This is a genomic window from Dyadobacter flavalbus, from assembly GCF_006149045.1.
Classification (GTDB): domain Bacteria; phylum Bacteroidota; class Bacteroidia; order Cytophagales; family Spirosomataceae; genus Dyadobacter; species Dyadobacter flavalbus.
This window is the reverse complement of sequence record NZ_VBSN01000071.1, coordinates 119,021-145,853: the sequence shown is the minus strand read 5'-3', so window position 1 is coordinate 145,853 and position 26,833 is coordinate 119,021. Positions and strand designations below refer to the sequence as shown.

The following is a 26,833-nucleotide window of genomic DNA, read 5'->3' as shown; positions in this document are numbered from 1 at the left end:
TCACTATTGATATGCGTATACAATCATGCGTAAAAATTTGTTCGAGAGTAAATTGAAGACGTTCGGGTTACTGCATGTAAGTCACGATCAGACTGATGCCGTCAACGGGCCGGATTACAAACAGTATATTAAGATTCTGTTTTTGCCTGCGGGTTACAAACTCAGAGTTGATTTCTCGGTTTACGAAACCCGGCAGCCCGCACTTTTTTTTATCAGTCCCAACCAGTACCTCAAAATTGAAGAATCGGGTTCTGAAGGCGGCTATTTCATTTTCTACAACCGCGACTTTTACTGTATCCAGATTCATGACCAGGAGGTTGCCTGCGACGGACTGCTGTTCAACAACATCCACAACATGCCTAAAGTAGAGGCTCCGGAAGCAGAAATAACCTTTATCAGAGGCCTGCTCACCGAAATGCTGCAGGAATTCGAGCTTAACGACAGCTCACTGGAGGAAATGGTCAGGACCTACCTCAAACAGTTGCTCATCAGGGCTACGCGTTCCTGGAAAAGACAGCATCTGGACAGCGCAGTGACCGAACAGCAAAGCGAACTGGAATTTTTCCGCAAGTTTACCCGCCTCGTGGAAGAGCATTACAAATCCAAACATACAGTCGCGGATTATGCAGATTTGCTGTGCATGTCTCCGAAAACCATTACACACAAGTTTAACCGGCTGCGTCTGCCCCAGCCCAATGAGGTGATCAAAGACCGCATCATCCTGGAAGCCAAACGACTGCTGGTACATACATCCCTTACTGCCAAGGAAGTAGCCTATGAACTGGGTTATAATGACCCGGCTTATTTCAGCAGATTATTTCTGGCCAAAACAGGAGAATCGCCGTCCGGTTTCCGGAATACTTTTCTGGCTGAAAACAGCATGGAAACCGCGCCCGGGAACTGGCAGCAACCGGCCCGCATACGTGCAAATGCCTCCTGACGAGCCGTTAAAATTTGTTTTTGTATAAGCCGGTCTGCACCGGCAGCCGGCAACCGGGAAGTGAGCGGCTTTAAAGGTTTGCAGAAATTACCAATAATTAGGAAACCGGATCGCTTATCTAGGCCAAAACATGGATATTTGCTGCGGCGCCATTTTATTACCGGTGGTCAACAGCACTTATGGAGACAAAAGACTTTGATATAATTTTTGCCGGAAGCGGAATGGCCGGGCTCAGTCTGGCCTATCGCGGGATCCGTGAAGGCGTATGGCAAAATGAAAACATACTCATTGTCGATAAGGACATAAAAAACAAAAATGACCGGACATGGTGCTTCTGGCAGGACGAAAGCAAAGAATCGCCTTTCAAACCCGTCTTTTATCATTCATGGAAAGCCTTATCCTTTTTTACCAATGAAGGAAGGCAAATTCCGCTGAATAACGGAAACTATGCTTATCATATGATCCGGAGCATTGATTTCTATCAATTTGTACTTTCTTTTCTTCGTCAAAGCCCGCGGGTAACGTTCGTTCAGGCCGAAATCCTGTCTATAGAAAACACCCCTGACGCAGGCATCGTCCAGACCCGGGACGCTGCTTACAAGGCGAAATATGTCTTTAATTCCATGTACAGCAAGCCGGAACTGAAGCCTTGGGATCAGTACTTTTTACAGCATTTCAAAGGAAAAATGATTCAGACGAAGCAGTTCAGCGGCAATCCTTCGGAAATGTACCTGATGGATTTCAGGACACCGCAGGAAAACGGCACCACATTCTTTTATGTGCTGCCTGTTGCCCAGGATCGGCTTTTTGTCGAGTATACGATTTTTTCCAAATCTCTGCTGGAAGATGGCGCCTATGACCGGGCCATTGAACAATATCTTGCCAAAGTGCTCGGAATTACGGAATACCAGATTCTTGAACATGAATTCGGGGTGATCCCCATGACGGATTTCAGGTTCAGCAGGAGAAACGGGAATGTCGTGAACATCGGGACGGCCGGCGGCGATACAAGGGCTTCGTCGGGATATACATTCACGAATACACAGAAAACGGTTTCCAAAATACTGGCATCGTACCGGAAAAAAGGGCATCCGTTTTTCGGAAACGAAAATATCAATGAAAAGCACAAATTGCTGGACAGTACGATCCTGAAGGTTCTGGATCATAACGAATATCACGGCCACCAGCTATTCAGTGATCTGTTTACGCATGTAGACGCCAAAAACATCTTTGCATTTCTGGATTCCGAAAGTACGGCTCAGGATGACCTGAAGGTAATGCTCAGTCTGAAAGCCAAGCACTTCATTGCCCCGTTTGTCAAAAGCCTTTTCAAAATCATTTCCTGATGCAGTCGTAAGGAAGCAATTGCAGAACGCTTTTACAAAGCCATTGTAAATCAATGAAATTTAGGCTTCCACCAATGGCTGCTTTTTCAACTACAAAGTGGCCATCCGCATGCTTCGCTGGTCTTTGATATCACCTTCCTTTTGCTGCGAAAGCGTTTTTTGAAAAAGAAATTCATCCAAAATTTTATGCAACCTTGTTGCAAACTGGCTTTTGTTTTGTTATTTGCAACCTTATTGCATTTACATACCTGCATTGACTGGCCGTCCTGATCCTGATCTACCGACAATTCAGGGCATCATGGCGATCGTCACTGCGAAAAGCAAGACAAACCTACATACAGGATGCATTTCAATTTTATCACCATCATTGCCCGCCAGGAATGGGCTTCCATCTTCCGGAGTAAAATCCCGCTGTCGCTATTTACCGTTTTACTTTTTGTAAGCCTGCTGGCAACATTTACAGGCTGGCAGTATGTCAGCAAATTCAATCATCAGCAAAAAACGGCCCATCATCAGGTACATGACCAGTGGATGAACCAGCCCGACCGGCATCCGCACCGGGTGGCCCATTACGGCTATATGGTTTTCAGGGAAAAGTCGCCGCTCAGTTTTTTTGATTTCGGTCTGGACAGCTACGTGGGCAATGCAGTCTTTCTGGAAGCGCACAGGCAGAATACCGTAAACATGAGCGAGGCTGGTTTTTCCAACGGCATGCTGCGGTTTGGCGAACTGAGTATGGCCATGGTATTGCAGCTGCTCGTGCCGCTTTTCATCATTTTCATCGGTTTTCAGACCGTAGCCGGGCTCAAACAAAACGGGGTGCTTAAAATCATGCTTTGCCAGCGGGCATCCTTTCTGGACATTCTTATCGGTAAAACGGCCGGGATTACAGGCGTTGTCTGGATTTTGTTTTTACCCCTGCTGCTTTTATGCCTGATTGCAGGGAACCTGCTCATCGCGGGCGGAATCAACGCGGATGCTTTGTTACGCATCATGCTGCTGACCATTTTGTATGCCCTTTACTTCCTGATCATTACCATGCTGGTTGTAACCGTATCGGCCATGAGCAAATCTTCCAAAAACGCCTTGATGGCACTCGTCCTCATCTGGATGCTGTTTTTTATTGTGATTCCGAAAAGCGCACAGACGCTCGGCAGCAGCTTGCATACGGCTCCGGACAAAATTGCTTTTGAACAGGCCATTGAGGCAGATGTCAGCAAACAGGGTGACTCGCATGATCCGGATGACCCGCATTTTTTACAATTGAAAGCTGCTACCTTAAAGAAGTACGGCGTGGATTCCATCGCTGCGCTTCCGGTCAATTACGGCGCACTCGTGATGCAGGAAGGGGAAACGATTTCATCCGGGATTTTCAACAAACATTTTGATAATCTGATCGGCATTTACAAATCACAGAACGCCGTATCGTCGATTCATGGATTTGTTGATCCTTATCTGGCAATCCGCAACCTTTCGATGAACCTTTCCGGTACAGACTTCGACAGTTTCACGGCATTTCAAAAACAGACGGAAAAATACAGGTTTGAGAAAACAAAAAAGCTCAACGAAATCCATCTGACACAGATTAAATACCAGAACGACAGCAAGCAGAAAGTCAGTGCAGAAAACTGGCAGAAGCAACCCGACTTTACTTTCCGGCCGGTACCTGTCAGTGAAAACCTTTCTGCCGCCGGCCTCAGTCTGGCCGCACTCCTGCTTTGGGTAGCAGCAGGCATCGGCGCATTAACCTATGTTTCTTCCAAACGTGCGTATCAATTATGAACATCCATCTGAAAGTGCTGCTGCTGGAAATCAGGAATTTTCTGCTTGGAAATACCGTACTGACCGGAGCCATCAGCTTGCTGCTCATTGGTCTTTACAGCTTTTACCATGGCCATCATGTAATCAGCCGTCAGCAGCAGACCATTGCTTCGGTACCGGCCGTCCAGAAAAACCATCTGCAGCAGATTGTAGAACACGGAACCGGGAAAGCCGCCGGAACTACGGCTTACTATCCGTTTTTCTACACCACCAATCCTGCTTCCCCCTGGGCTGAATTCTCGGTCGGGCAACGGGATGTAAATCCTTTTACATTGAAAGTCAAGATGCTGGCCATTGAAGGGCAGCTCTACGACTCCGAACTGACCAATCCGCTTACCTTGCTGGTCGGGAACCTGGATGCTTCCTTTGTTTTTGTATTCCTTTTCCCGCTGCTGATCATAGCATTCACTTACAACGCGCTGTCGGAAGAACAGGAAAACGGTGTATGGAAAATGGTCCGGACAACGGCCAAAAGCATCCATGCAGCCATTGCGGGTAAACTGCTGGTTCGGCTGATTACCATTCTGGGCATTGCGCTGCTGGTATTTGCGGCGGCAGTGGCTGCACTACGGCTTCCCGTTTCGCTGCCAACCTTTAAGCTGCTGAGCGCGGTAATGTTTTATGTACTGTTCTGGTTTATGGTTGCGATGATGGTTATTGCACTGGGGAAAAGCTCGGCGTTTAATGCCACTGCGCTGGTCTGCATCTGGATATTCCTGGCCATCCTTTTTCCGGGAGCAGCAAACATTTTGGTCAACAACAGCATACCCGTGCCGGAAGCGGCGGAAACGGCCATCCGGCAGCGGGAAGGTTATCATGCCAAATGGGATGAGCCTATAAAACCTACGATGGAAAAGTTTTATGCCGTGTACCCGCAGTACCGCAAGTACCCGGTACCGGATGACAAATACTCTCCGGGCTGGTACTATGCCATGCAGTTTTCGGGAGACCTGGAATCTGCCCATTCCTCTGAAAAGCTTTTTGATAAATTAATGCAAAGACAAAGGCTTTCTGAACGAATCGGCGGTTTCAACCCTGTCATTGCAGCCCAGCAGTCACTGAACAAGATTGCCAACACAGACCTGACCAGCCATATCCGCTACCTTCAATCCGTGAAAGCGCATCACCGGCAGATCCGTGAATACTTTTATCCCTTCATCTTTGAAGATACGCCCACGGAAAGCATTGACTGGGCTGGCTATCCGGCTTACGAGCCGGTACGCTACACCGATGAACCGGTACGCAGCGGCCTGTTGGCAATCCTGTGCTGGACAGCGGGTTCACTGGTGATTGCTCTCATTTTATTTAAAAGAAACTTTATCCAGATCAAAGACATTCAAAATGCTTGAAGCCAAAAACCTTACCAAAAGATACGGAAGCCACACGGCCCTGAACAGCCTGAACCTGAAAATTCAGCCGGGAGAAATCTTTGCATTGCTCGGACAGAACGGAGCCGGAAAAACCACAACGATCAATTTGTTTCTGGGATTTACAGAGCCAACGGAAGGCACTGCATCGATCAACGGCATATCCGTTGCCGAACATCCGCAGGAAATCAAAAAATACCTTGCCTACATTCCGGAAACAGTCATGCTTTACCCGAACCTGACCGGCCTCGAAAACCTGGAATATTTTTCATCACTGGCAGGCTTTGATTATTCAAAAAAGGAACTGGGCGAACTGCTTGCAACGGCCGGCCTGCAGTCGCAGGCATTCGGGCAAAGACTGGCGGGTTACTCCAAAGGCATGCGGCAGAAAGTAGGCATTGCCATTGCCGTAGCCAAAAAAGCGAAAGTGCTGCTGCTTGATGAGCCCACCAGCGGCCTTGACCCGAAAGCATCCAATGAATTTTCCCGAACCATCCGTTCTCTTGCCGAAAACGGTACGGCGATCCTGATGGCAACACACGATATTTTCAGGGCCAAGGAAGTCGCCAACCGGATCGGGATCATGAAGGAAGGCAATATGCAGTCCGTAATCGATGCATCCTCGATCTCTGCCAATGAACTTGAAAGCTTGTACCTGAAAACAGTCTGATTTCAGATACTGTCCACTTTAAACCGGTAAGCTATGATCAGAATCTTTATTTCCTTTCTTTTAATTTTTCACCTTCACGCCAGTGCCCAGAAAATGTCCGGTTCCGTTTCCGACGGGGCATCGGGCCTGAAAATCGCGGGTGCAAGCATCACACTGTCCGGCTCCGGCAAAGGAACCGTTACAGACTCGGCAGGCTTGTTTTCACTGGAAGGTGAAGGCACCATTCAAGTCAGTGCTGTGGGCTACAAAACGGCACGTCTGATCCCGGCGGACGATTTCCTGAACATTGAACTTGTCCCCGAAGCCAGACAACTGCAAACCGTGGAAGTAACGGGGCGGGTTGCAAAAGATTACAACAGCGACTATTCCTTTTCTGCCACCAGAACCGCTGCACGCAACAAAGACATTCCGCAAGCGATCACCTCCATTACAAAGGAACTGATTGCCGACCGCCAGGCATTTCACCTGGCCGATGCCGTCAGAATGGCCAGTGGCGTTATTCCTTCCAGTTATTACAATCAGTACACGATCCGGGGAATCAGCCAGAATGAGGAAGGGCAGATCATCAATGGCATGCGTACGCGGCAGTACTATTTTTTGCAGCCGCTTACCACCAACATCGAGCGTGTGGAAGTGATCAAAGGCCCGGCCAGTGCTACCTTTTCATCCGTTGATCCGGGCGGAAGCATTAACCTGGTTACCAAAAAACCGCTGGCCAACGCGCGTAAAGAAGCCAGCCTGAGCGCAGGCAGTTTCAGTACATTTCGCGGCATGCTGGATTTTACCGGGCCGCTCAATGAATCCAGGACTCTGCTTTACCGTGTGAACGGGGCCTACCAGCAGGCACGCTCTTTCCGCGATATGGTCAATAATCAATCCGTGCTGCTGTCACCGTCGCTGAGTTACATCCCCAATGATAAAACAGCCCTCAATGCGGAACTGATTTACAGTAACATGGCCGGTACGCTGGACCGCGGTCAGCCCATTTTCGGAGCAGTAGCGGGCGAAACCAAACTGAACAGCACTCCTGTGAGCCTTAACCTCGGCGCTTCCAACGATTTTTTCAATTCCAAAGAGTTGATCATGACAGGAAGTCTGGCGCACAAGCTGACTTCTCAGATCAGCTTTAACGCATCCTACATGAAACAGTCCTGGACGGAAGACTTGCAGGAACACCGCACAACGAACGCTTTTGCACCTGATATGGAAAACCGGCCCGTCACCAGCCTGGCAGCCATGCAGTTTGTACAGCGCCGGCAATTCTGGAACACGGACAATCTCAATGCCTATTTCAATTTCAACTTCAGTACCGGAAAGCTGCGCCACAAGCTGCTGGCCGGATATGATCTCAGCAGCTGGCACAAGCTCAAAGGCGGCGGGCAAAATGCGGCAAGAGGATTTTTACTGAAAGACGGATCGGTTGCTGGTTCCTTCGTACCGGCCAATGCAGCGGATTATCAAACCATTACGATCAACGGAAAACTACTTCCCAAACCGAACGTTAGCCATTTCGACCTTCAAAATCCTTTGTATACCATCCGCAACGTACAGGATTATAACCTGAATGTTAGAACTGCCCTGCCCGCGGCAAGGACGACAACCAGCGCAGTCTATATGCAGGAACAGTTACAAACAGGCAAACTCACCTTGCTGCTCGGCCTTCGCCAGGAATGGTTTGAAGATATCACCAACTACAAAGCACCCAATACCCTGACGGTCCGGAAGACCGCACTGCTGCCTAGGATCGGCCTGACTTATGCCATCAGCAAAGCCCTGAATGTATACGCCACGTATCTTGAAGGATTTCAGCCGCAGTCCAACACAGTCAGCCTGATGCCGCAAACCGGTACGCTTCCGGCCGGCAGCCAGTTTGATCCTCTCCGAAGCAACCTGAAAGAAGCGGGTATCAAAACGGATCTGTTTCAAAACCAAATGCGCCTGAATGTAGCGTTTTACGAGATTATTCAAAGGAACATTCTGATGAATGCCAATGACCCCGTAAATCCGGACCGGCTTGTGACACGCGGCCAGGAACGCAGCCGCGGGATCGAATGGGAGCTGGCCGGCTACATTACTCCGGAATGGCAGGTGAATGCCTCATACAGTTGGATCGATGCCGTCATCACGCGTGATCAGGATGAAAGTCTGATCGGAGCCCGGAAACAGAATACGCCAAAGCACAGCGCCAGTCTCTGGACCCGGTATAATTTCACAAAATCATCGTTTTTGAAAGATCTTGGCATCGGACTGGGCGTGCAGCATCAGGGCAACAAAGTCCCTTGGTTTACACGCGGCTTTCTGGTTCCTGCTTTTACCGTATTCGATGCGGCGCTTTACTATATACCGGCCAGAAGCAATATCCAGCTTGCACTGAATGCGGGCAATGTATTGAACAAAACCTACTGGCTCGGCGCTCAGAATTACCTTCGCCTGTTTCCCGGCGCACCCCGGAACATGACGCTGACACTGACTTTCAGGTTTTGAATTAATAAAGATTGTGCTGCCGAATGTGGCGGAAACGGAAACCATGATTCGCAATGTTCAGCGCAACGGCATGTGTCTGTTCTGCCTTGTTCACTACGCCTTTATCTTTTCAAAGAAATCAAGCATAATCCGGAAACTGTTGTCAGAAAGCATGGATTGCATCAGCTGTGAAGCTTCTTCGGTGGTTACCGAAGTTCTGCTGAGCATTTCTTTTTCATACGAGGCAAGTGCTTCCTGCACGGTTGTAAAATCCTGCAGGCAAAGCGCTTGGTATAATTCCAGCGCATCAAGCATCGCCTGATTGACGCCGTCCCCGGAAGGCGGCGTTTGATGTGCCGCATCGCCGATCACCGTCAGGTTCGGGACCGTTTTCCACGACTGATCTTTGGGAAAGTAATATTGCGGGCGGGCAACAAAGTAGGAATCACTGGAAGAGAATACTTCGTGCCAGTCCTCGCTCCAGTCAGCGAAGCGCTGCCTGAACCAGCTGAAAACCTGCACCCTGTCAGTAAAATCAATGCCGGATGTTTTTGACAGATCTTCCGGCTCTTCCGTAATCGTATAAAAGGAAAGCGAACCTTCGCCCTTTGCACTCAGGACAATGGTTTTGCCGTTCCAGTGTGCAAAAACTTTCCCTCCGTTTGTAAGTTCCCACAGACGCGGCGCATGGACGGCAGCGTTGTAAATATTGCCTTCTATAATGGTGACACCGGAATAGATACGCGCTATATCCGTAATGTACTTTCTGACTCTGGAACTGGCACCATCGCACGCAACGACGAGGTCAGCGTAAACCGTAGTCCCGTTTTCAAATAGCACATTCCAGCCGTTTCCGTTCTCTTCAAGTGCCCTAAATTTTGAATTCCACACGACGGTATGGTCTTTCAGGGATGCAATGAGCAAGTCACGGAGCGGGCCACGGTCTATTTCCGGGCGTGCATTTTCATTGTTCAGATCCTGAACAGGTGCTTCGCTGCGCTCGGTATAGTGTATTACTGCATGGTTATCCGTGATGGTAACCCTTTCTGCACCCGGCCTGAAATTTTTCCTGAATGCTTCCATCAGTCCGGCTTCTGCCAATGCTTTTAACCCGGATTCGTAATGCAGATCCAGCGTAGCACCTTGCTGGCGCACATACGGGCCGGCATCGCGTTCATACACCTTCACCATGCAGCCTTGCTGCTGTAAAAGCCTGGCGAGCGTCAGACCGCCCGGGCCGCCGCCTATAATGGCCACTTGTTTATTTTCCAGTAACATATGCTTTTCTGTTTGATTGTTTTTTAAACTCTGACAAAATTCTGCATACTTTTGAGCATAAAATAGCCATATTTAATCCATAAACAGTCGTAAATGAAAATAGCGATTACTGACAAGGGAACCGGAATCACGCAGGAATTTGCAAAGGCAATAGGCGCCACCGTAAACGGACGGTTTATCCATATTCCCGAAAGTAAAGGAGCGGGTTATCTGACAGGGTTTTCATGGGGAGGCGACCTGCGGATGATGATCCGGAATTACCATCTTAAAGAGGATATTTTTATTGAGCGGACCAATGAACTGGCCGAAGGTCAGGAAGACGTCATTTTCCTCCTGAGCGGAATTTTTCCCTCACCGGCACTTCCGGCAGAACCGCTACGGTCCGAACAAGCCCATATGCTGATCTGCAGGCATGCTGTTTCCACCCTCATGGCCATGCCTTCCCATACTGCTTTCGGAAGCGTTACCATAGCCGTATCCAGAAAATATCTCAACCAGTTGTTCGGACATATGGACCATCCCGTTGTAGCAAGCGTGCTGGAAGCCAGGGAAAACTTTGTGTTTGAATCGGGCATTTCCCCGGAAATAATCAAAACCGCCAGCGACTTGCTGCATCAGCCGGTACCGGAAAGCATTGAAAGACAATATTACAGGCTGAAATGCGAGGAACTGCTGTGTCATATTTTTGCGATATTGATGCAGCGTGAGGCCGTTCCTGCCAGTGCCATGCATATCAAAGATATCAAAGCCTTGTATGCCGTAAAGGCTCATTTGCAGTTGCATTCGGATCAGCCGCCTCACATTGCAGCACTGGCGCGGGAAGCAGGCATGAGCGAACCCAAATTGCGGAAACTTTTCAAACAGACGTTCGGAAAAGGTGTTTTTGAGTATTACCAGTGGAGCAGAATGCAGAAAGCAGCACAATTACTCAGAGAAAAACGGCTGACAGTCTCGGAAGTCGGCTATCAGCTGGGATTTACAAACCTCAGCCATTTTGCAAGAGTGTTCGAACAGTATACCGGCTTAAAGCCAAAAAAATATTCAGCCTTGTAATATTACTCCTGCCGGCGGAGCCGGCAATGGAACAATATTTATGTATTTACAATCCGATTATTTAAACATGAAAAGCAATGATAAAACGCAGTAAAATATTATTTCTGCTGGTGGGCGCAGGTTTGCTTTTAGGCCAGGCTTCATGCAACAGCAGCAAGCATCAGGATGGCATCAGTGAAAGCATGGATTCAAGCAGTCTTGATAAAACGCAGACCCAAATGGAATCTGACTCCATCGTGGCGGATTCAGCAAGCAAACCATTGTAAATTTTTGCTATTTCCAGATTATTCCGGCCGGAAGCTGTTTAACTGCCAGTTGTGCCAAACGGATTTCCGCCGTACAGCTGTGTAATTTCAATGTATTTTTACGTACTCTCCGTAAACATCGTACACACTTCGGACCGCCTCTAGAAATCAACTACTTTTTCAAATGCCGGTTTGGTTTGGTAGTTCTGATCAAACAGCAACGGGTAATCCTTGCGTCCGGGCACCGGAAAGTTGTCCAGCCAGGTGGTTTTGTCGGACACATTCCAGAACGTAACGCCGGTAAGCGTGCCTTTGTATTTTCTGAAAACATCAAAAAGCATTTTGTACTGGGCCGTCTGTTTTGCGACCATTTCGGGCGTCAGTACACCGTTGTCCGATGCTTTTTTTTCGCGCCGCTCATGTTCTTTCGGATGCACGGAAACATCCAGTTCCGTAATCTGGACTTCCAGCCCCAGACTGGCAAACTGCGAAATGGATTTTTCCAGTTCCTCCGAAGTAGGTTCGTAAATAGACCAGTGCCCTTGCAGCCCGACGCCATGAACCGGAACATTTTTAGCCTTCAGTTTTTTCAGAAGCTGGAATATCTTCTCTCTTTTTTCAGCACTTTCGGTATTGTAATCATTGTAAAACAGCCTGGCACCCGGATCAGCGGCATGGGCATATTCAAACGCTTTCTCAATGTAATCTTCCCCGATGATTTCATAGAATTTAGACTTCCGGTAAATGCTTGTGCTGGTGTCCGGCACGGCCTCGTTCACGACATCCCACGCATATACTTTGCCTTTGTACCGGCCTGCTACTTCATCAATATGCTTTTTCAGACGTTCCAGCAGCTGTTCACGGCTTACCTGTTTTCCTTCCGTGTCTGTAAAAAACCATTTGGGCGTCTGGTTATGCCAGCATAAGGTGTGGCCGCGAACTTTCATGCCGTTCTTTTGCGCAAAAGCCACGATTGCATCGGCATCCTGCCAGTTGTAACGGTTTTCTTCGGGATGAATGGGGCCCATTTTCATGGCATTTTCCGGTGTAACGCTGCTGAATTGCCGGGTGATCAGTTCAGCGTCCGGGCCGGTCAGGCTTCTTGGAGCCACCGCCACACCGATCGGAAAATAATTTTTGTAAGCCTCTTTTAAAGTCTTTGCAGCTTGTCCGTTTACAGCATTCGGCATCATAACGGGCAGTCCAAAGCCGCAGATCAGGATACCCAAAATAGTTGATTTTTTCATCGTTGTTTTGATAGAAGTAATGCTTTAAAAGTTGCATTTATTTAAACAGAAGCTGCGAAAATTCAAACAGATCGTGCCGCCAGACTGGCCAGGTATGGCCGCCGGGATATTCGCTGTATTTGTATTTGATCCCCATTTCATCGTATTTGGAGAGCATGATTTTACAGTTTTTGTAGGCTATATCTTCCTCGCCGCCCATGGATATCCAGAACTGCCTGAGATTGGAATTGATCGTGGCCGCATTTGTTTTCGCGTAATCATAATGCGATGCCGAAAGGGTTGCATTGTTGCCAAACCAGCCGGAACTGAACACGCCGAGATAGGCGAACAGATCGTTGTTTTTAACACCTGCATACAATGTCTGAAGCCCGCCCATGGACAGTCCGGCCAATGCCCGGTTTTGCGGACCGGTTTCTGCACGGAAGTTGCTTTCCACAAATGGAATCGCACCGGCTTTCAGCTCATTTTCAAACATTTTCAAAGCGTTCTCGTTAAAACCCGCAACGCCTCCCGCCATTCCGATGTTTCCGTCGAGCATGGCGATCAGCATGGGTTTTGCTTTGCCTGCGGCTATCAGGTTATCGAGAATCAGACCGGTTTTTCCCTGTGTAGCCCAGCCGCGCTGATCTTCGCCTCCGCCGTGCAAAAGGTACAATACCGGATATTTTTCTGTTGCAGCGTCATAGCCCGGCGGTGTGTAGACATACATTTCACGCCATGCATTCATGGCTTTTGAAAAATACTGCCTGATCCTGATTTCGCCGTGCGGCACATCGCGCAATGCATAATAGCCGCCTTTTCGGTAAGGTATTTCAATGCCGCTGGCCATTCGTCCCATTCCGTAGAAGGTCTCGCTTGCCGGGTCTGCAACCGCCACGCCGTCGATCAGCAGTGAGTAATAATGAAAGCCCTTTCCGATAGAATCCGTTGTTACCGTCCAGAAACCGGCAGTATCCTTTGCCATATCGTATTTCTTGCCGAGATCGACCTGCACTTGCTGCGCATTCGGGGCTTTGGTACGAAACACAACGCGGTTGTCGGGCAGAATCTGCGGGTATTGTGCCGACCGGATATTCGTTGAAGCCGGCGTTCCTAAAAGGGTGTACCTGGGCAAGGAAGCCACATCCACCGGTTTGAACAGAAACTGCGAAAACATGTACAGACCATTTTTCCATACCTTGAAATCATGTCCGCCGGGTTCCACATAATACACATGCGGCACCTCATGCTCAAACAGATAATCGTGCGTGCGTTTGCTGAATGTGATCAGCCAGTCGTTGTCGCCGCAGGACAGCCAGAGCAGTTTCAGCTTCTTTTTTGCATCTTCCGGATCGGGTATCAGTTCTTCGGGCTTTCTGGTATTGGGTGCAGAGGAAAACCCTCCTACCCACGCAAACCTGTCCAGGTTTCCCAATCCAAAGTTCAGCGACTGCCCGCCGCCCATGGACAATCCCGCAATGGCGCGGTGTTCGCGGTCGGTAAGCGCCGGATATTTTTTCTCGATAAAAGGGATCAGGTCTGTCAGCAGATCTTTTTCGAACGTTGCAAAAGCTTCCACCTTGTCGGCTGCCATGATATTGCCTGTAGCACGGTCATCTTTCATGGCCCGGCCATTGGGCATCACCACGATCATCGGCTCAATCTTCTTTTCGGCATACAGATTATCCAGAATCAGCTGCGGGTTTCCGCCATTCAGCCATTCCTTTTCATCGCCGCCAATGCCGTGCAACAAATACAGCACCGGATACTTTTTCTTTCTGGAAAAACCGGGCGGCGTGTAAACCAGCGCTTTCCGCGCATTGCCGACCGTTTTCGACTGATAACTTACCGTGTCGATCTTACCGGCGGCAGCGCCTTCCCGCACGGTGTCATAACCTTTCGGCATTTCCATTGGCGTTTTTTGCGCAAAAGCAGTGACAGCAAACAGCAGCATACTTAATGCGGGCAGGAAAAATCTTTGCATGGTTTTAGCGAAAAAAAGGATAAGTTGATTTTCAGACAAAAGTCATTCGGCTACAAAACGGTATACTTTTCCGGCCTGCGTAGGCAGATCATAAAGCAATGTCTCCTGAAGTGCCGGCTGTACTTTGGTTGCTTTGGGTGAAACAACCGGTTCGGCTGCTATTTCCGTTTTGTAAAATGCATTCGGATTTTCGCCGGAGGCTTTTTGCAGCGTTCCGCCGCTGACCGGCTTCAATGCATTGGGCACGCGCAACCGCAGGTTCCCGCCGAGCTTTGACCGTATTGCTACATTCGTCAGCCTGGACCCGTTCCACTGCATATTCACCAGCTCAAAGCCGCCTTGCGCCAGCAGTCCGCCAACGCTTCCGCCCGGCCATACATCGGGCAGTGCGGGCAGCAGATGCAGTGCGCCGTCGGCACTTTGCATGAGCATTTCGGTAATGCCGGATGTGCAGCCGAAATTGCCATCAATCTGAAAAGGCGGATGCGCATCAAAAAGGTTGTTGTAAGTCCCGCCGCCCCGTTTGCTGGGCGGGCTCAGTTGATCCTGAATCAGTTTATAGGCATGGTTTCCGTCCTGCAATCGCGCCCACCAGTTTACTTTCCAGCCCATGCTCCATCCTGTGGACACATCGCCGCGGTGCGTCAGCGTAGTGCGGGCTGCTGCAAACAGTTCGGGTGTGCGGTAAGGCGAAATCTGTACTGCCGGGAACAATCCGTACAAATGGGAAACATGGCGGTGCTGGTCTTCAGGATCGTCCACATCGTCGAGCCACTCCTGCAACTGTCCGTACTGCCCGACATGCATGGGCGGTAGCCGCTTGCGCATTTGCCGGAGCGTGTCCGTAAAAGCAGCATCTTTTTTCAGGATTTCCGCTGCCCGTATCGCCGAACTGAAAACATCAAAGGCAATCTGATTGTCCATGGTCGTACCGGCATCCAGCGACGAGCCTTCGTGCGCGGCGGGTGCATTTTCGGGTGAACTGCCCGGATTGGTCACGAGCCATTGATACTTGGGATGCTCCACGAGATAATCTGCGTAGAACGTGGCCGAACCTTTCAGAACCGGGTATATTCTGGCAAGAAAATCTTTGTCACCGGTATACAGGTAATGCTCCCACAAATGCTGGCTCGTCCAGCCGCCGCCTGCGATCCACATCCCCCAGAACGCACCGTCGATTGCGCCGGTTGCCCGCCAGATGTCGGTATTGTGATGCGCCATCCAGCCTCTTGCGCCGTACATCACTTTCGCTGTTTCCCGGCCGGTTTCGGAAAGCTCGGTGACCATTTTCAGAAAAGGCTCGTGCAGTTCCGAAAGGTTGGTTTTTTCAGCCGGCCAGTAATTCATCTGGGCATTGATGTTGATCGTATATTTGCTGTCCCACGGCGGCTGCATCTTGTTGTTCCATATTCCCTGCAGATTGGCTGGCTGCCCGCCGGGCTGCGAACTGGAAATCAGCAGATAACGGCCATACTGATAGTACAGTGCAACCAGCGCAGGGTCATTCGCCTGACGGAAATTCCTTATGCGTTCATCCACAGGAAGATTTGCTGCGTCGGTTGTGCCAAGGTCCAGCCTGACGCGGCTGAAATAGTTCTGATATGCAGCAACATGCGTTTTCAGCATACCGTCGTAGGATTTGGCAGCGGCCTTTTTCAGGTAACCACTGGCCAGTGCATGCTCATCCCCGCTGACATCCTGATAATTTTTAAAACTGGTCGCAACAGAAATGTAAATAGTCGCCGCATCCGCTTCCTTTACGACAAGCGAGCTGTCATTCGCCGAAACGCTGCCGCCTTCGGTCTGGATGCGTGTCATGGCCTTGAATTTCACCATTCCCTTGACTCCTTCATGATCCGCTGCCGTGGCGGCAAGGGTCAGCTCTCCGGCAGGTGCTGTTTCAATTTTCGGCTGTTTGTGGAGCGTTGAATAGGATGCCGAAAAAGTCAGTTTTCCCGGTTTGCTGGCAGTCAGCCGCACCACAATCACCTGATCCGGAAAAGAGGAAAAGACTTCACGGGTAAATGTCACGCCTTCCACTTCGTAAGTCGTTCTGGCAACTGCCCGTTCAATGTCCAGCTCGCGGTAAAACTTCTGATACGGATCATGTCCGGGAAATGCCAGATGCAGCTCTCCGACCGGCTGGAACATCTGACCATGTGATTTTTTGGTAATAATGGCCTGATTCGCAAGCTTTTCGGCTTCCTTCTGTTTTCCGTCAAAAATCAGTTTCCGGATTTCAGGCAATGCAGCCAGTGCAGCGGGATTATCGTTCCGGTTTGGGCCGCCCGACCATAAAGTAGCTTCATTGAGCTGGATGGTCTCGTCGGATACATTGCCGTACACCATAGCGCCCAGCCGGCCGTTTCCAACCGGCAGTGCATTTTCCCAAGTCTTGCCGGAAGGTGTATTGTACCAGAGTTTCAAAGGCTGCTGCTGCGAAAAGCCGGCTATGGAAAAAATCAACGAAAAGAATAAAAATAAACTGAACCTCATAAATCGAAACATACGCGTTTATATCCTGACACTTTTGCCTGAAGCCACCGATTTGTAAATCGCTTCCACTACCCGGATATCACGCAAACCTTCTTCTCCCGGCGCAATCAGATCGGTATTGTTCATAATCGCCAGGCAATCCTCATCCATTTGCTTTGCCTGCTGGTTTTTGATCGGAAAATTGATGACCGTACCGTCCGACATACTGCCCTTGTTGCCATTATACCCCGACTGCGGTTCCAGTTTCAGCCAGCCTTTCTCGTAACTGACCTGCAAATAATTCATGTTGATTCCAAAGCTTGTCTGGCACGCAGCGCGGGCACCGCTAGGAAAGTCAAGCATAAACATCATGGTTTCCTCTACTTCCTTGTAAATCTCGGGCCTTGTCGTGGAAGCCTGCGCAATCACGCTGATGGGTTCTTCGCCCGTTGCCAGTCTGGCACCCTGCAATGCGTACACGCCCATATCACCCATAACGCCGCCACCAAGCGACTTTTTCTGTTTCCAGTGGTCGGTACGCGCATCGAAGTAACCTGCGGCACTGTTCACCATTTTGACTTTGCCGAATTTCTGCTCTTTGGCCACTTTCATATAAGCCTGGATATTCGGATCGTGCTGGCAGCGGTAACCGATAGCGAGCTTCACTTTATTGGCCTTGCATGCGGCGATCATTGCTTCACAGTCCGCCACCGAAGGTGCCATCGGTTTCTCGCAAAACACATGCTTTCCGGCTTTTGCAGCACGTACTACAAATTCGCGGTGCATGGAAGGCGGCAGCACGACATACACGATATCAATGTCCGGGTTGTCAGCGATCTTGTCGAAATTCTGGTAGTTGTAAATGTTTTTATCAGGAATGTTGTACTTCGTTTTCCAGGCTTCCCCTTTGGACGGCGTGCCTGTTACGATGCCGGCAAGGTGACATTTTTCTGTCATCTGAAGTGCCGGGGCCAGCAGGTCGGTGCTGTAATAGCCCAGGCCAACAAGTGCAATGCCCAGTTTATCTTTTTTCGGATTTGTAGAGGCCAGGAGTGAATGACCGGAAAATAGTGTGGCCGCTCCGGCCAATGATAATGTGGACAAAAAATCGCGTCTTTCGATCTGCATAGGGTAAAGAATTGAAGCTTTTTATAATGTTTTGGCAATAATGCAGGCAAGTACTTTTTACAAAAGCCTGCTGATACGCCAATCTTGCCTGAAAAACGGAATTTATTTTACGGTTCAATGGTCCGGATCGATCCGTCCTTTTCCCTGACAAGTTCCCGCACTTTGATGTTCCGCAGATGTGTTTTGCCGGACAAAGCGGCATCGTGATAGAAAATGTACCATTTGCCCTGGAACTCGACAATGGAATGATGCGTAGTCCAGCCCTCCACCGGTTTCATAATCACCCCTTTATAGGTAAAAGGCCCATATGGCGAGTTGCCCTCGGCATAACACAGCAGATGCGTGTCGCCGGTGGAATAGGAGAAATAGTACTTGCCATTGTACTTGTGCATCCAGGCACCTTCGAAAAAGCGGCGGTCGGTATCGCCTGCAAGGAGGGGCTTGCCGTTTTCATCCAGAATCTGTGCATCGCGCAGCGGCTCGTCAAACGAAAGCATATCCTTGCTCATCCGCACTACTTTGGCGTTCAGCGCAGGCTCGTTTTCATGCCCTTTGCCGAGGTCGGTCGATAAGCTTTTATCATACTTGCCCGTGTGCCAGCGTTGCAGCTGCCCGCCCCAGATTCCGCCCAAATACATATAGGAAGTTCCGTCGGTGTCCGTAAATACGGCCGGGTCAATGCTGTAACTGCCCGGAATCGGTTCGGGCTGCGCCTTGAAAGGTCCTGTCGGGGATTTGCTCGTAGCAACGCCGATCCGGAAAACGTCCGATTTATCTTTCGCCGGAAAATACAGGTAATAAGTGCCGTTTCTGAACGCCGCATCCGGTGCCCATAACTGCCGGCCTGCCCACGGAATGTCTTTCAGATCAAGCGCTACGCCGTGGTCCGTTACTTTTCCGTTCACATGGTCCATTGAATAAACATGGTAATCACGCATGTTGAAATGTCCGCCTTCATCGTCCTGGGCTACATTTGCCTCAATGTCGTGGGATGGATAAATGTAGATTTTCCCGTTGAACACATGCGCCGAAGGATCAGCCGTGAACAAGTCTGTAACCAGCGGCCTGATCGTGGAAGAAGCATTCTGACCGGTGGCTGGATGAACACATGCGCCTGAAAGCATGGCGAGTGCCAGCGCATTTTTAAGCGTTTTATTTGTCGAATTGAAAATATATTTCCGGAACAAACTGCTTCTTATTAGAGAGTGGCAACGACTCATCATTTTTTTGATATTATATTTAATTAATTAATGAGCAAATGTAGGCGACACCGGATGTTCCGGGTGAGCATATTTGTTGAAAATAACACAACATATGTTCAAAAAACAGCGCTTTCATGAAAATGGGGATAAAAATCCGGATCTCAAGATGTCAAAATACCAGCAATATCTGTTTGTCTTTTCTGTAAACTTTTTACTTGGGCTGTGCTCCCTTTGCATGGCCGGTGCCGGCCATCCGCAACTGAACTTTACCGCAATTACATCCATGGACGGGCTTTCGTCCAACACCGTGCACGCTATTCTGAAGGACCACTACGGTTTGCTCTGGTTCGGAACAGACGACGGGCTGAACAAATATGACGGAACCGATTTCACCATTTACCGGCACGACCGGGCAAACGCGGCCAGCCTGGCTTCCAGTGACATTTCATCCCTGCATGAAGACAAAGCCGGCCGTGTCTGGATCGGTACCATTCAGGGTTCATTGCATTTATATAATCGTAAAAAGGACAACTTTGTGCGCATCAATGTCAATGAAAGCGTTTCGGCCATTACAAGCGATCACTCCGGCAAATTATGGGTTGCCACTACAACAGGACTGGTTTTTGTAGATCCGGCCACCTTCCAGGTAACGCGGCTGAACCGCCGTACTGACGTTCCCGCGCAGATCCGGAACGAACTGATTTTAAGTTTATATGAAGACAAGGCCGGGCATATGTGGATCGGTACGGAATCCGGTTTGTTCCGGTATGACTTCAAAACCGGCCATTACCGGAAGATCAGCTATGAGCCGGATCATGCCAGTCAGGTAAAAACCATTGCAGGCGACCAGACCGGCCACATCTGGGTCGGGACTTTTAATGGCTTGTATCAATTGAATACCGACGGCGGACTGCTCCGGAGTTTCAGATACAACATCCATGACAGGCACACGATCAGCAGCAACATGATCTATGCCATTGCCGCCGAAAACCGGGAAACGCTCTGGATCTGTACGGATGGCGGACTGAACCTGATGCATACCGAAACCGGAAAAGTAACCCGCTACGCTCCGGATATGCGCACCCCTTTCACCCTGACAAACAAATCGGTCCGCAGCATTCTCATCGACAGACAAGGCATTTTCTGGCTAGGAACTTACAAGGGCGGCGTGAATAAATTTGATAAAAACCTGACCATTTTCGGACTCAAACGTTCGGACCCGTACGATCCCTATGGCCTGAGTGCACCGTTTGTAACCTCATTTGCCGAGAAGGAAAATGGTGATCTTTTTGTAGGAACGGATGGTGGCGGGTTAAACCTTTTTCACCGCAAAACCAATTTGTTTACCAAAATCCCGATTGAGCCCGGCAACCAGCTTACCACTTCCGGCCTGGCCATCATGTCGCTGGAAATCTCGGCCGGCAAACTCTGGATCGGTACTTTTCAGGACGGACTTTTCGTGCTGGACATTACTTCGGGACAATACCGCCAGTTTACGCAGGATAAAAATCCGGCTTCGCTGGGCAACAATGACGTTTTCAGTTTAACCGCGGACCAAAGCGGAAAATTGTGGGTCGGCACGAACGGCGGCGGCGTGAATGTTTTTGACCCGGAAACACAAAAATTCGAGCGGTATTTTGATGTGAACGTTCCGCTTGAAAACCGCATGATTCCGCTGAACGGCTATATCCGGGACATTCGGCAGGATAAACACGGAAACATGTGGATTGCTTCGCACGGAACAGGTCTGGCCATATTTGATCCGCGAAGCAAAAGATCCATTCACTATGACAGGCAAAACAGCACATTGCCGAGCAACAATGTGCTGACGGTTCACGAGGATCGCAACGGTGAAATCTGGATTGGGACCGGCGGCGGCGGACTGGCAAAATTCAATGCAAAAACGCGCAGCTTTAGGGTTTTCGATCAAAAGGCCGGACTGATCAGCGGCGTGATCAACAAAATTCTCGAAGATGCACAAGGCCGTATCTGGGTAAGTACGGATCAGGGCGTGAGTTACCTCGACGAAAAAGCAAAAAGGTTCATCAATTTCACGCAGAACAATGGTCTGCAGAACAACACATTCATTTTGGGAGCCGGCATCCGAACACAGGACAACCTGCTGTTTTTTGGCGGCATTCAGGGCTTTAACTATCTGGATTCACGTTCACTGAGACAATATCATGCCCGCACACCCATTATTCTGAAAGAGCTCAGGGTCGGCAACAAAACCATTACGCCTGCGGATTCCGCAGTAACGGACGAACATATTTCAGTCGCAAAATCCATCCATCTGGACTACAAACAGAATTTTACCCTCACTTACGCAGCGCTCAATTACTCGGACGCTTCGCAGACGGTTTACCGTTACAGGCTCAATGGATTTGATGCGGAATGGCATGATGCGGGCTCATCCAGAACCGCAGGTTACACCAATCTGAATCCGGGCGCTTACCAATTTGAAGTACAGGCCAAAAATCAGAACGGCAACTGGGACAGCCCGGTCAAGTCGATTGAGATCGTGGTGGAACCTCCATTTTACATGACCGTTTACGCTTACCTGTTTTATGCCCTGGCGTTGCTCGGCACGTTGATGCTGATCAGGCACAGAGGTATTCAAAAGCTAAAAAACAGGTTCCGGCAGGAACAACTTGAAAAAGAAACGGAACGAAAAAGAGAGCTGGACAACATGAAGATCAAGTTTCTGACCAACCTTAGCCACGAGTTCCGGACACCCATTTCCCTTATTCTTGCGCCGCTGGATCAGCTGCTGACGCACACTGCAGCGAACGAAAATACACCGCATCTGCAGGGCATCAAACGCAATGCCCGACGTCTGCTGAATCTGGTCGATCAGCTGCTTGATTTCAAAAACCTGCAGCAACACGAATCGCAGCTCGAAACGGCGCAGGGCGAAATCATTTCTTTTATCAGGGAAACAGCGGAATCATTTCATTATATATCGCAGGCAAAGGATATCGGGTATGTAATAGAAAGCGAAACAGATAGCTTGCAAATGAATTTTGATGCAAACAAAATCGAACGCATTGTCCTGAACCTGCTATCCAATGCATTCAAGCACACACCGAGAGGCGGTAAAGTCATGCTGTCGCTTGCACATTCCGGGGAAGCGGAAAAATCGCAGTGGCTGTATATCAAAGTCTCGGATACCGGTGTGGGCATTCCGGCCGACAAGCAGGAAAAAATCTTTGAACGTTTTTTTCAGAACGACTCATCCACAACCATACTGAACCAGGGAAGCGGGATCGGCCTTTCTATTGTGAAGGAATTTGTGCAGATGCATCACGGATTTATCAGGGTTGAAAGCATGCCGGGCGAAGGCAGCACATTTACGGTAGGGCTGCCTGTTGAAATTTCCGGTAAAATGGTTACTGAAGATCCGGTCGTACTAACCGGACCGGAGGATCAAACCGCACGCAAAATCCAGTCATTTGAGACGTTACCGGAGCCAAAACCGGCTGCGGAGTTATCGCCTGACATCCTCATCATCGAGGACAACGACGAGTTCCGGCATTATCTGAAAAGCAGTATGGAACGTTATTATAAAGTGATCGAAGCTTCAAACGGGCTGGAAGGCTGGCAGAAGGCACTGGCCCTGCATCCGCAGATCATCATCAGTGATGTTTCCATGCCCGAAATGGACGGAATCCAATTAAGCCGGAAGATCAAGTCCGACAAACGCACGGCCCACATTCCAATTATTCTACTCACGGCCTCGACCGGCGAGGAACACGAGTTGCGCGGGCTGAGCTCGGGTGCAAGCGATTATCTTACCAAGCCTTTCAACTTTGATATCCTGAATGCCAAAATCAATAATCTGCTGCTGCTGAACAGCCTTCTGAAAAATACGTATTCCAAACAGATTGCCATTTCGCGTCCGGAGCCGCAAATCGTGTCGGGCAATGAAAAGCTGCTCAAAAACATTCTGGATTACATTGATGAACATCTTGCCAACAGTGCTCAGCTGAGTGTGGAAAAATTGAGTAAACAGCTGGGCATGAGCCGCGGCACGTTATACAGCAGACTTCTTGAAATCACCGGACAAACGCCGATTGAATTTATCAAAACGATCAAGCTGGAAAAGGCAGCGCTGCTACTGGAAAAAAGCGACCTGAACGTTTCCCAGATTTCCTATGCAGCCGGATTTGCCACGCCCAATTACTTTACCAAATCGTTCAAGGCAAAATTCAATATGCTTCCTTCGGAATACATTCAGGCCAGGCGGCAGATTAAACCGGTTAACAGTCAGCCGGCATGACGGAAATCACCCGGCCGAAACTTATTTTCTCCGCAATCACTCGCTTGGAAAGTAACTGTTCCGGGAGTAAAAATGTATGAATTGCTGGAACAAATGTTCAATTTTATCCCTGTAAAGTTATATGTGTAAAGTGTGAGGTTGACATTGAACATAAAAAGTCTAACCTTTGACTAATGCAAGTTTTTGTTCTTTTAGTCCATCTTCATAATCCTATGAGAAACACTTTACAAAGGTATCATTTCATGAGAACGACGTGGTGGCTATGGCTGCTTCTGCTGGTTACGGCGTCTACAAATCAGGCATTTGCAATCGCTGCCGACAAACTGGTAAACGGCCGGGTGACTTCGGAAGACGGCGAGGCGCTCCCGGGCGTAAACGTAACGGTAAAAGGGTCCAATATCGGAACAAGCACGGATGCCAAAGGTGATTTTACCATTAATGTGCCCTCCGAAAGCAGCACACTGGTATTCAGTTTTATCGGGTATTCCAGGCAGGAAATTCTGGTAGGTACGCAATCACGCGTGGAGGTGAAGCTCGCTGCCGAAAATCAGGTGCTGGAAGAAATGGTCGTGATCGGGTATGGTTCCCAGAAGAAATCGTCGCTGACCGGCGCGGTATCCTCGGTATCGCCCAAAGAACTGACCGCCCTTCCGGTGGTGAGTGCGGAGCAGGCGCTGCAGGGACGCGTACCGGGTGTGCGTGTCGTAAACAACGGCAGCCCGGGCCAGACGCCCATTGTACGCATCAGAGGGATCGGCTCGATCAACTATGCGTCAGGTCCGCTTTACGTGATCGACGGAATTCCTTCGGGCGACCTTAACAACCTCGACCCGAAAGACATCGAATCACTTGAAGTGTTGAAAGATGCCAGTTCGGCGGCCATTTACGGTTCAAGAGCTTCCAACGGCGTGATCATTATCACAACCAAAAAAGGATCGCAGGACGGAAAACTGCACGTCAACCTGGACACTTATTTTGGCACGCAATCCGCCTGGAAAAAGCTTGACCTGCTGAACACCGACCAGTACATTCAGTATGCGACGGCTTTACTCGGCAATGCCGGCATTGCCATGCCGGGCAGGCTTTCGGACCTGAACAAGCCCGTTTACGAAGGAGCAACGCAGACTTTTGCACAAACACATACCGACTGGCAGGATGTACTTTTCCGGAATGCACCCATTCAGCAGCACCAGTTTTCGGTGAGTGGCGGAAACAGCATATCGCGCTTTTTTACTTCTGCCGGATATTTTGATCAGGAAGGCATTCTGGTGGGTACCAACTACAAACGTGCCAATTTCCGCGTCAATTCGGACCATCAGGTGACCAAATTCCTGAAACTCGGACAGACGCTTACTTTTTCTTATGACAAAACGCGCGGCGAACAGGGTTTTGGAGGCGGTCGGACGCTGGTGATGCAGGCTATCCGCAACCTTCCTTACTGGCCCGTTACCGACCCGACCAAACTGGGCGGATACAGCTCGCCTACCGCAGCGGACGGAAGTGACCCGGACAATCCGTTGCGGATCACCGAAATGGACGTAACCCGCAACCAGCGCATCAAGCTGCTCGGTTCCCTGTTTGCAGAACTGAACCTGACAAGTTTCCTGAAATACCGTTTCAGTTTCGGGGCGGATGTAGTCAGTGCATTGTCCAACGAACAGTTCCCGATTTACAACGACGGTTACAAGTCGCGTACGCAATATGAAATCCGTAACGGCCGCACCAGTTATTTCTCGCCGGTAATCACCAATCAGCTGACTTTCAACAAAACATTCGGCAAACACATGCTGAATATCACGGCGATCGTAGACAAGCAGACTTTCAGGACGAACACGCTCAACGGCTCGGGTTACAGACCCAACAACGATATAGACCAGATGCAGGGCGTTTCCAATCCAAGTGCCAACAGTTCACTGGACGAAAGTGCGCTCATTTCCTACGTGGGCCGTCTGAACTATGAATACAATGGCAAATACCTGCTCAGCGGTTCGGTACGCCGCGACGGTTCTTCCCGGTTTGCACCCGGCAACAAATGGGGTACTTTTCCTTCCTTGTCGCTCGGCTGGCGCATCAGCGAGGAGGAATTTCTCAAAAGTGTTCCCGCGATTTCGGAACTTAAAATTCGCGCAAGTTACGGACAGACCGGTTTCAACGGCATCGGAAGCTACGCATGGCAGTCGCTGGTGCAGGCCGACAATTCCAATTACGTTTTTGGCGGAAACAAATTGCTGGGATCTTATTTCAGCTCGCTCGGCAACACGGAACTGAAATGGGAAAGCACCGAAATGACCAACCTTGGCATTGACGTGGCATTGTTCAACAACAGTGTGACGTTCACAGCCGAACGCTACAACCGCAATACAGACGGGCTTTTGCTGGAAGTGCCTATTCCCAATTCGCTCGGCTACTCCTCATCGCCGTTGTCCAACATCGGTAAAATGAAGAACTGGGGCTATGAATTCCAGTTGGGATACAATAAAAATGACGGCGATTTTACCTGGAACGCTTCCGTAAATCTTGATATAACCAGAAACAAGGTAACTAGTCTTGCAACCGAGAGCGCCACGATTTTCTCCGGAAAAAATGATGATTTCGGCGGTTTTGACATCACCAAGACCGAGGCCGGACATCCGATACAGTCGTTTTTCGGATGGAAAGTGGATGGTATTTTCCAGAGCCAGGCCGAAATTGACCAGGCCAATGCCATCGACGGTAACGATCAGACCAAATACCAGCCTGCCGCAGCGCCCGGCGATATCCGGTTCAAGGACCTGAACGGCGACGGAATGATAGACGGAAACGACCGTCAGTATCTCGGCAGTTTTATTCCGAAATTCAGTTACGGCGGTAATTTCGGAGCCAGTTACAAAGGGTTTGATGTGACGCTGTATCTGCAGGGTGTTCAGGGAAATAAAATTTACAACGGCACCAAAGTGATCGAACAGGGCATGCTGCGGTTATTCAACGCAGGAACGGACGTACTGAATGCATGGACGCCCACAAATACCAACACCGACGTGCCCCGCGCCGTAAGCGGCGACCCGAACAACAACAGCAAAACCAGCGACCGGTTTATCGAAGACGGTTCCTACATGCGTGTCAAGAATTTCAGCATCGGGTACACAATTCCTTCCAAGGGTCTGGCGGCATTAACGCGCAATACCATTACAAGGGCAAGGGTATATGTGTCGGCCACCAACCTGCTTACTTTGACCAAGTATTCGGGTCTGGACCCGGAAATTGGCGTGAACGGATCGTCTACGGCCACGGGCACCCAGCTGATCAACGGCATTGACTACGGCATGTACCCGCAGCCAAGAACCCTGCAGGCAGGTTTGAGTTTTGGTTTTTAACAT

The 26,833-nt window shown here is 49.6% G+C and carries 16 protein-coding genes; 10 read left to right on the top strand and 6 right to left on the bottom strand.

What is annotated here, in order from left to right:
- Positions 1–25: 25 nt before the first annotated feature.
- From FEM33_RS23670 to FEM33_RS23645, 6 genes are all read left to right on the top strand, one after another.
- Complete coding sequence (locus tag FEM33_RS23670; RefSeq protein ID WP_139014453.1) at positions 26–940, top strand: helix-turn-helix domain-containing protein; 915 nt, start codon at positions 26–28, stop codon at positions 938–940.
- A 179-nt stretch (positions 941–1,119) separates the two neighbouring features.
- Positions 1,120–2,286, top strand: a complete 1,167-nt coding sequence (locus tag FEM33_RS23665) for a lycopene cyclase family protein (protein ID WP_139014452.1) — start codon at positions 1,120–1,122, stop codon at positions 2,284–2,286.
- Positions 2,287–2,628: 342 nt separating this feature from the next.
- Positions 2,629–4,068 (top strand): ABC transporter permease, encoded by a 1,440-nt coding sequence (locus tag FEM33_RS23660; protein WP_139014451.1) that lies wholly within the window; start codon positions 2,629–2,631, stop codon positions 4,066–4,068.
- Positions 4,065–5,456: an ABC transporter permease gene (locus FEM33_RS23655; RefSeq protein ID WP_139014450.1), complete on the top strand. Its 1,392-nt coding sequence runs from the start codon at positions 4,065–4,067 to the stop codon at positions 5,454–5,456. Before FEM33_RS23660 ends, FEM33_RS23655 begins: the two co-directional genes overlap by 4 nt.
- Complete coding sequence (locus FEM33_RS23650; protein ID WP_139014449.1) at positions 5,449–6,144, top strand: ABC transporter ATP-binding protein; 696 nt, start codon at positions 5,449–5,451, stop codon at positions 6,142–6,144. The genes FEM33_RS23655 and FEM33_RS23650 overlap by 8 nt, the downstream gene beginning before the upstream one ends.
- 33 nt (positions 6,145–6,177) lie before the next feature.
- On the top strand, positions 6,178–8,628 hold the full coding sequence (locus FEM33_RS23645) for a TonB-dependent receptor (protein ID WP_139014448.1): 2,451 nt from the start codon (positions 6,178–6,180) through the stop codon (positions 8,626–8,628).
- A gap of 93 nt (positions 8,629–8,721) precedes the next feature.
- Here the strand turns inward: FEM33_RS23645 and FEM33_RS23640 are convergent, their stop codons facing one another.
- Entirely contained in the window at positions 8,722–9,885 is a 1,164-nt protein-coding gene (locus FEM33_RS23640; protein ID WP_139014447.1) for an FAD-dependent oxidoreductase, read from the bottom strand.
- A 93-nt stretch (positions 9,886–9,978) separates the two neighbouring features.
- On the opposite strand from FEM33_RS23640, the gene FEM33_RS23635 reads away from it, so the two are divergent.
- Together FEM33_RS23635 and FEM33_RS23630 are read left to right on the top strand one after the other, a co-directional pair.
- Positions 9,979–10,938 (top strand): helix-turn-helix transcriptional regulator, encoded by a 960-nt coding sequence (locus FEM33_RS23635; protein WP_139014446.1) that lies wholly within the window; start codon positions 9,979–9,981, stop codon positions 10,936–10,938.
- Between the two features lie 77 nt (positions 10,939–11,015).
- A complete protein-coding gene (locus FEM33_RS23630; protein WP_139014445.1) occupies positions 11,016–11,204 on the top strand; it encodes a hypothetical protein in 189 nt (62 codons plus the stop codon).
- 140 nt (positions 11,205–11,344) lie between these two features.
- Here FEM33_RS23630 and FEM33_RS23625 read toward each other — a convergent pair whose 3' ends face one another.
- The 5 genes from FEM33_RS23625 to FEM33_RS23605 all read right to left on the bottom strand — a co-directional run bounded on the left by FEM33_RS23625 (position 11,345) and on the right by FEM33_RS23605 (position 19,120).
- The gene (locus FEM33_RS23625) at positions 11,345–12,376 is read right to left on the bottom strand and encodes an endo-1,4-beta-xylanase (protein WP_229214390.1); all 1,032 of its coding nucleotides are present in this window, start codon (positions 12,374–12,376) and stop codon (positions 11,345–11,347) included.
- Positions 12,377–12,467: 91 nt separating this feature from the next.
- On the bottom strand, positions 12,468–14,393 hold the full coding sequence (locus FEM33_RS23620; protein WP_139014443.1) for an alpha/beta hydrolase-fold protein: 1,926 nt from the start codon (positions 14,391–14,393) through the stop codon (positions 12,468–12,470).
- A 42-nt stretch (positions 14,394–14,435) separates the two neighbouring features.
- Complete coding sequence (locus FEM33_RS23615) at positions 14,436–16,889, bottom strand: glycoside hydrolase family 95 protein (protein WP_139014442.1); 2,454 nt, start codon at positions 16,887–16,889, stop codon at positions 14,436–14,438.
- Between the two features lie 18 nt (positions 16,890–16,907).
- A complete protein-coding gene (locus FEM33_RS23610) occupies positions 16,908–17,996 on the bottom strand; it encodes a Gfo/Idh/MocA family protein (protein WP_139014441.1) in 1,089 nt (362 codons plus the stop codon).
- Positions 17,997–18,103: 107 nt separating this feature from the next.
- Positions 18,104–19,120 (bottom strand): glycoside hydrolase family 43 protein, encoded by a 1,017-nt coding sequence (locus FEM33_RS23605; RefSeq protein WP_139014547.1) that lies wholly within the window; start codon positions 19,118–19,120, stop codon positions 18,104–18,106.
- A 190-nt stretch (positions 19,121–19,310) separates the two neighbouring features.
- Between FEM33_RS23605 and FEM33_RS23600 the strand changes: the two genes are divergently transcribed.
- Both FEM33_RS23600 and FEM33_RS23595 read left to right on the top strand, forming a co-directional pair.
- The gene (locus FEM33_RS23600; RefSeq protein ID WP_139014440.1) at positions 19,311–23,477 is read left to right on the top strand and encodes a hybrid sensor histidine kinase/response regulator transcription factor; all 4,167 of its coding nucleotides are present in this window, start codon (positions 19,311–19,313) and stop codon (positions 23,475–23,477) included.
- Between the two features lie 212 nt (positions 23,478–23,689).
- The gene (locus tag FEM33_RS23595; protein ID WP_139014439.1) at positions 23,690–26,830 is read left to right on the top strand and encodes a SusC/RagA family TonB-linked outer membrane protein; all 3,141 of its coding nucleotides are present in this window, start codon (positions 23,690–23,692) and stop codon (positions 26,828–26,830) included.
- The last annotated feature ends 3 nt before the right edge of the window (positions 26,831–26,833 follow it).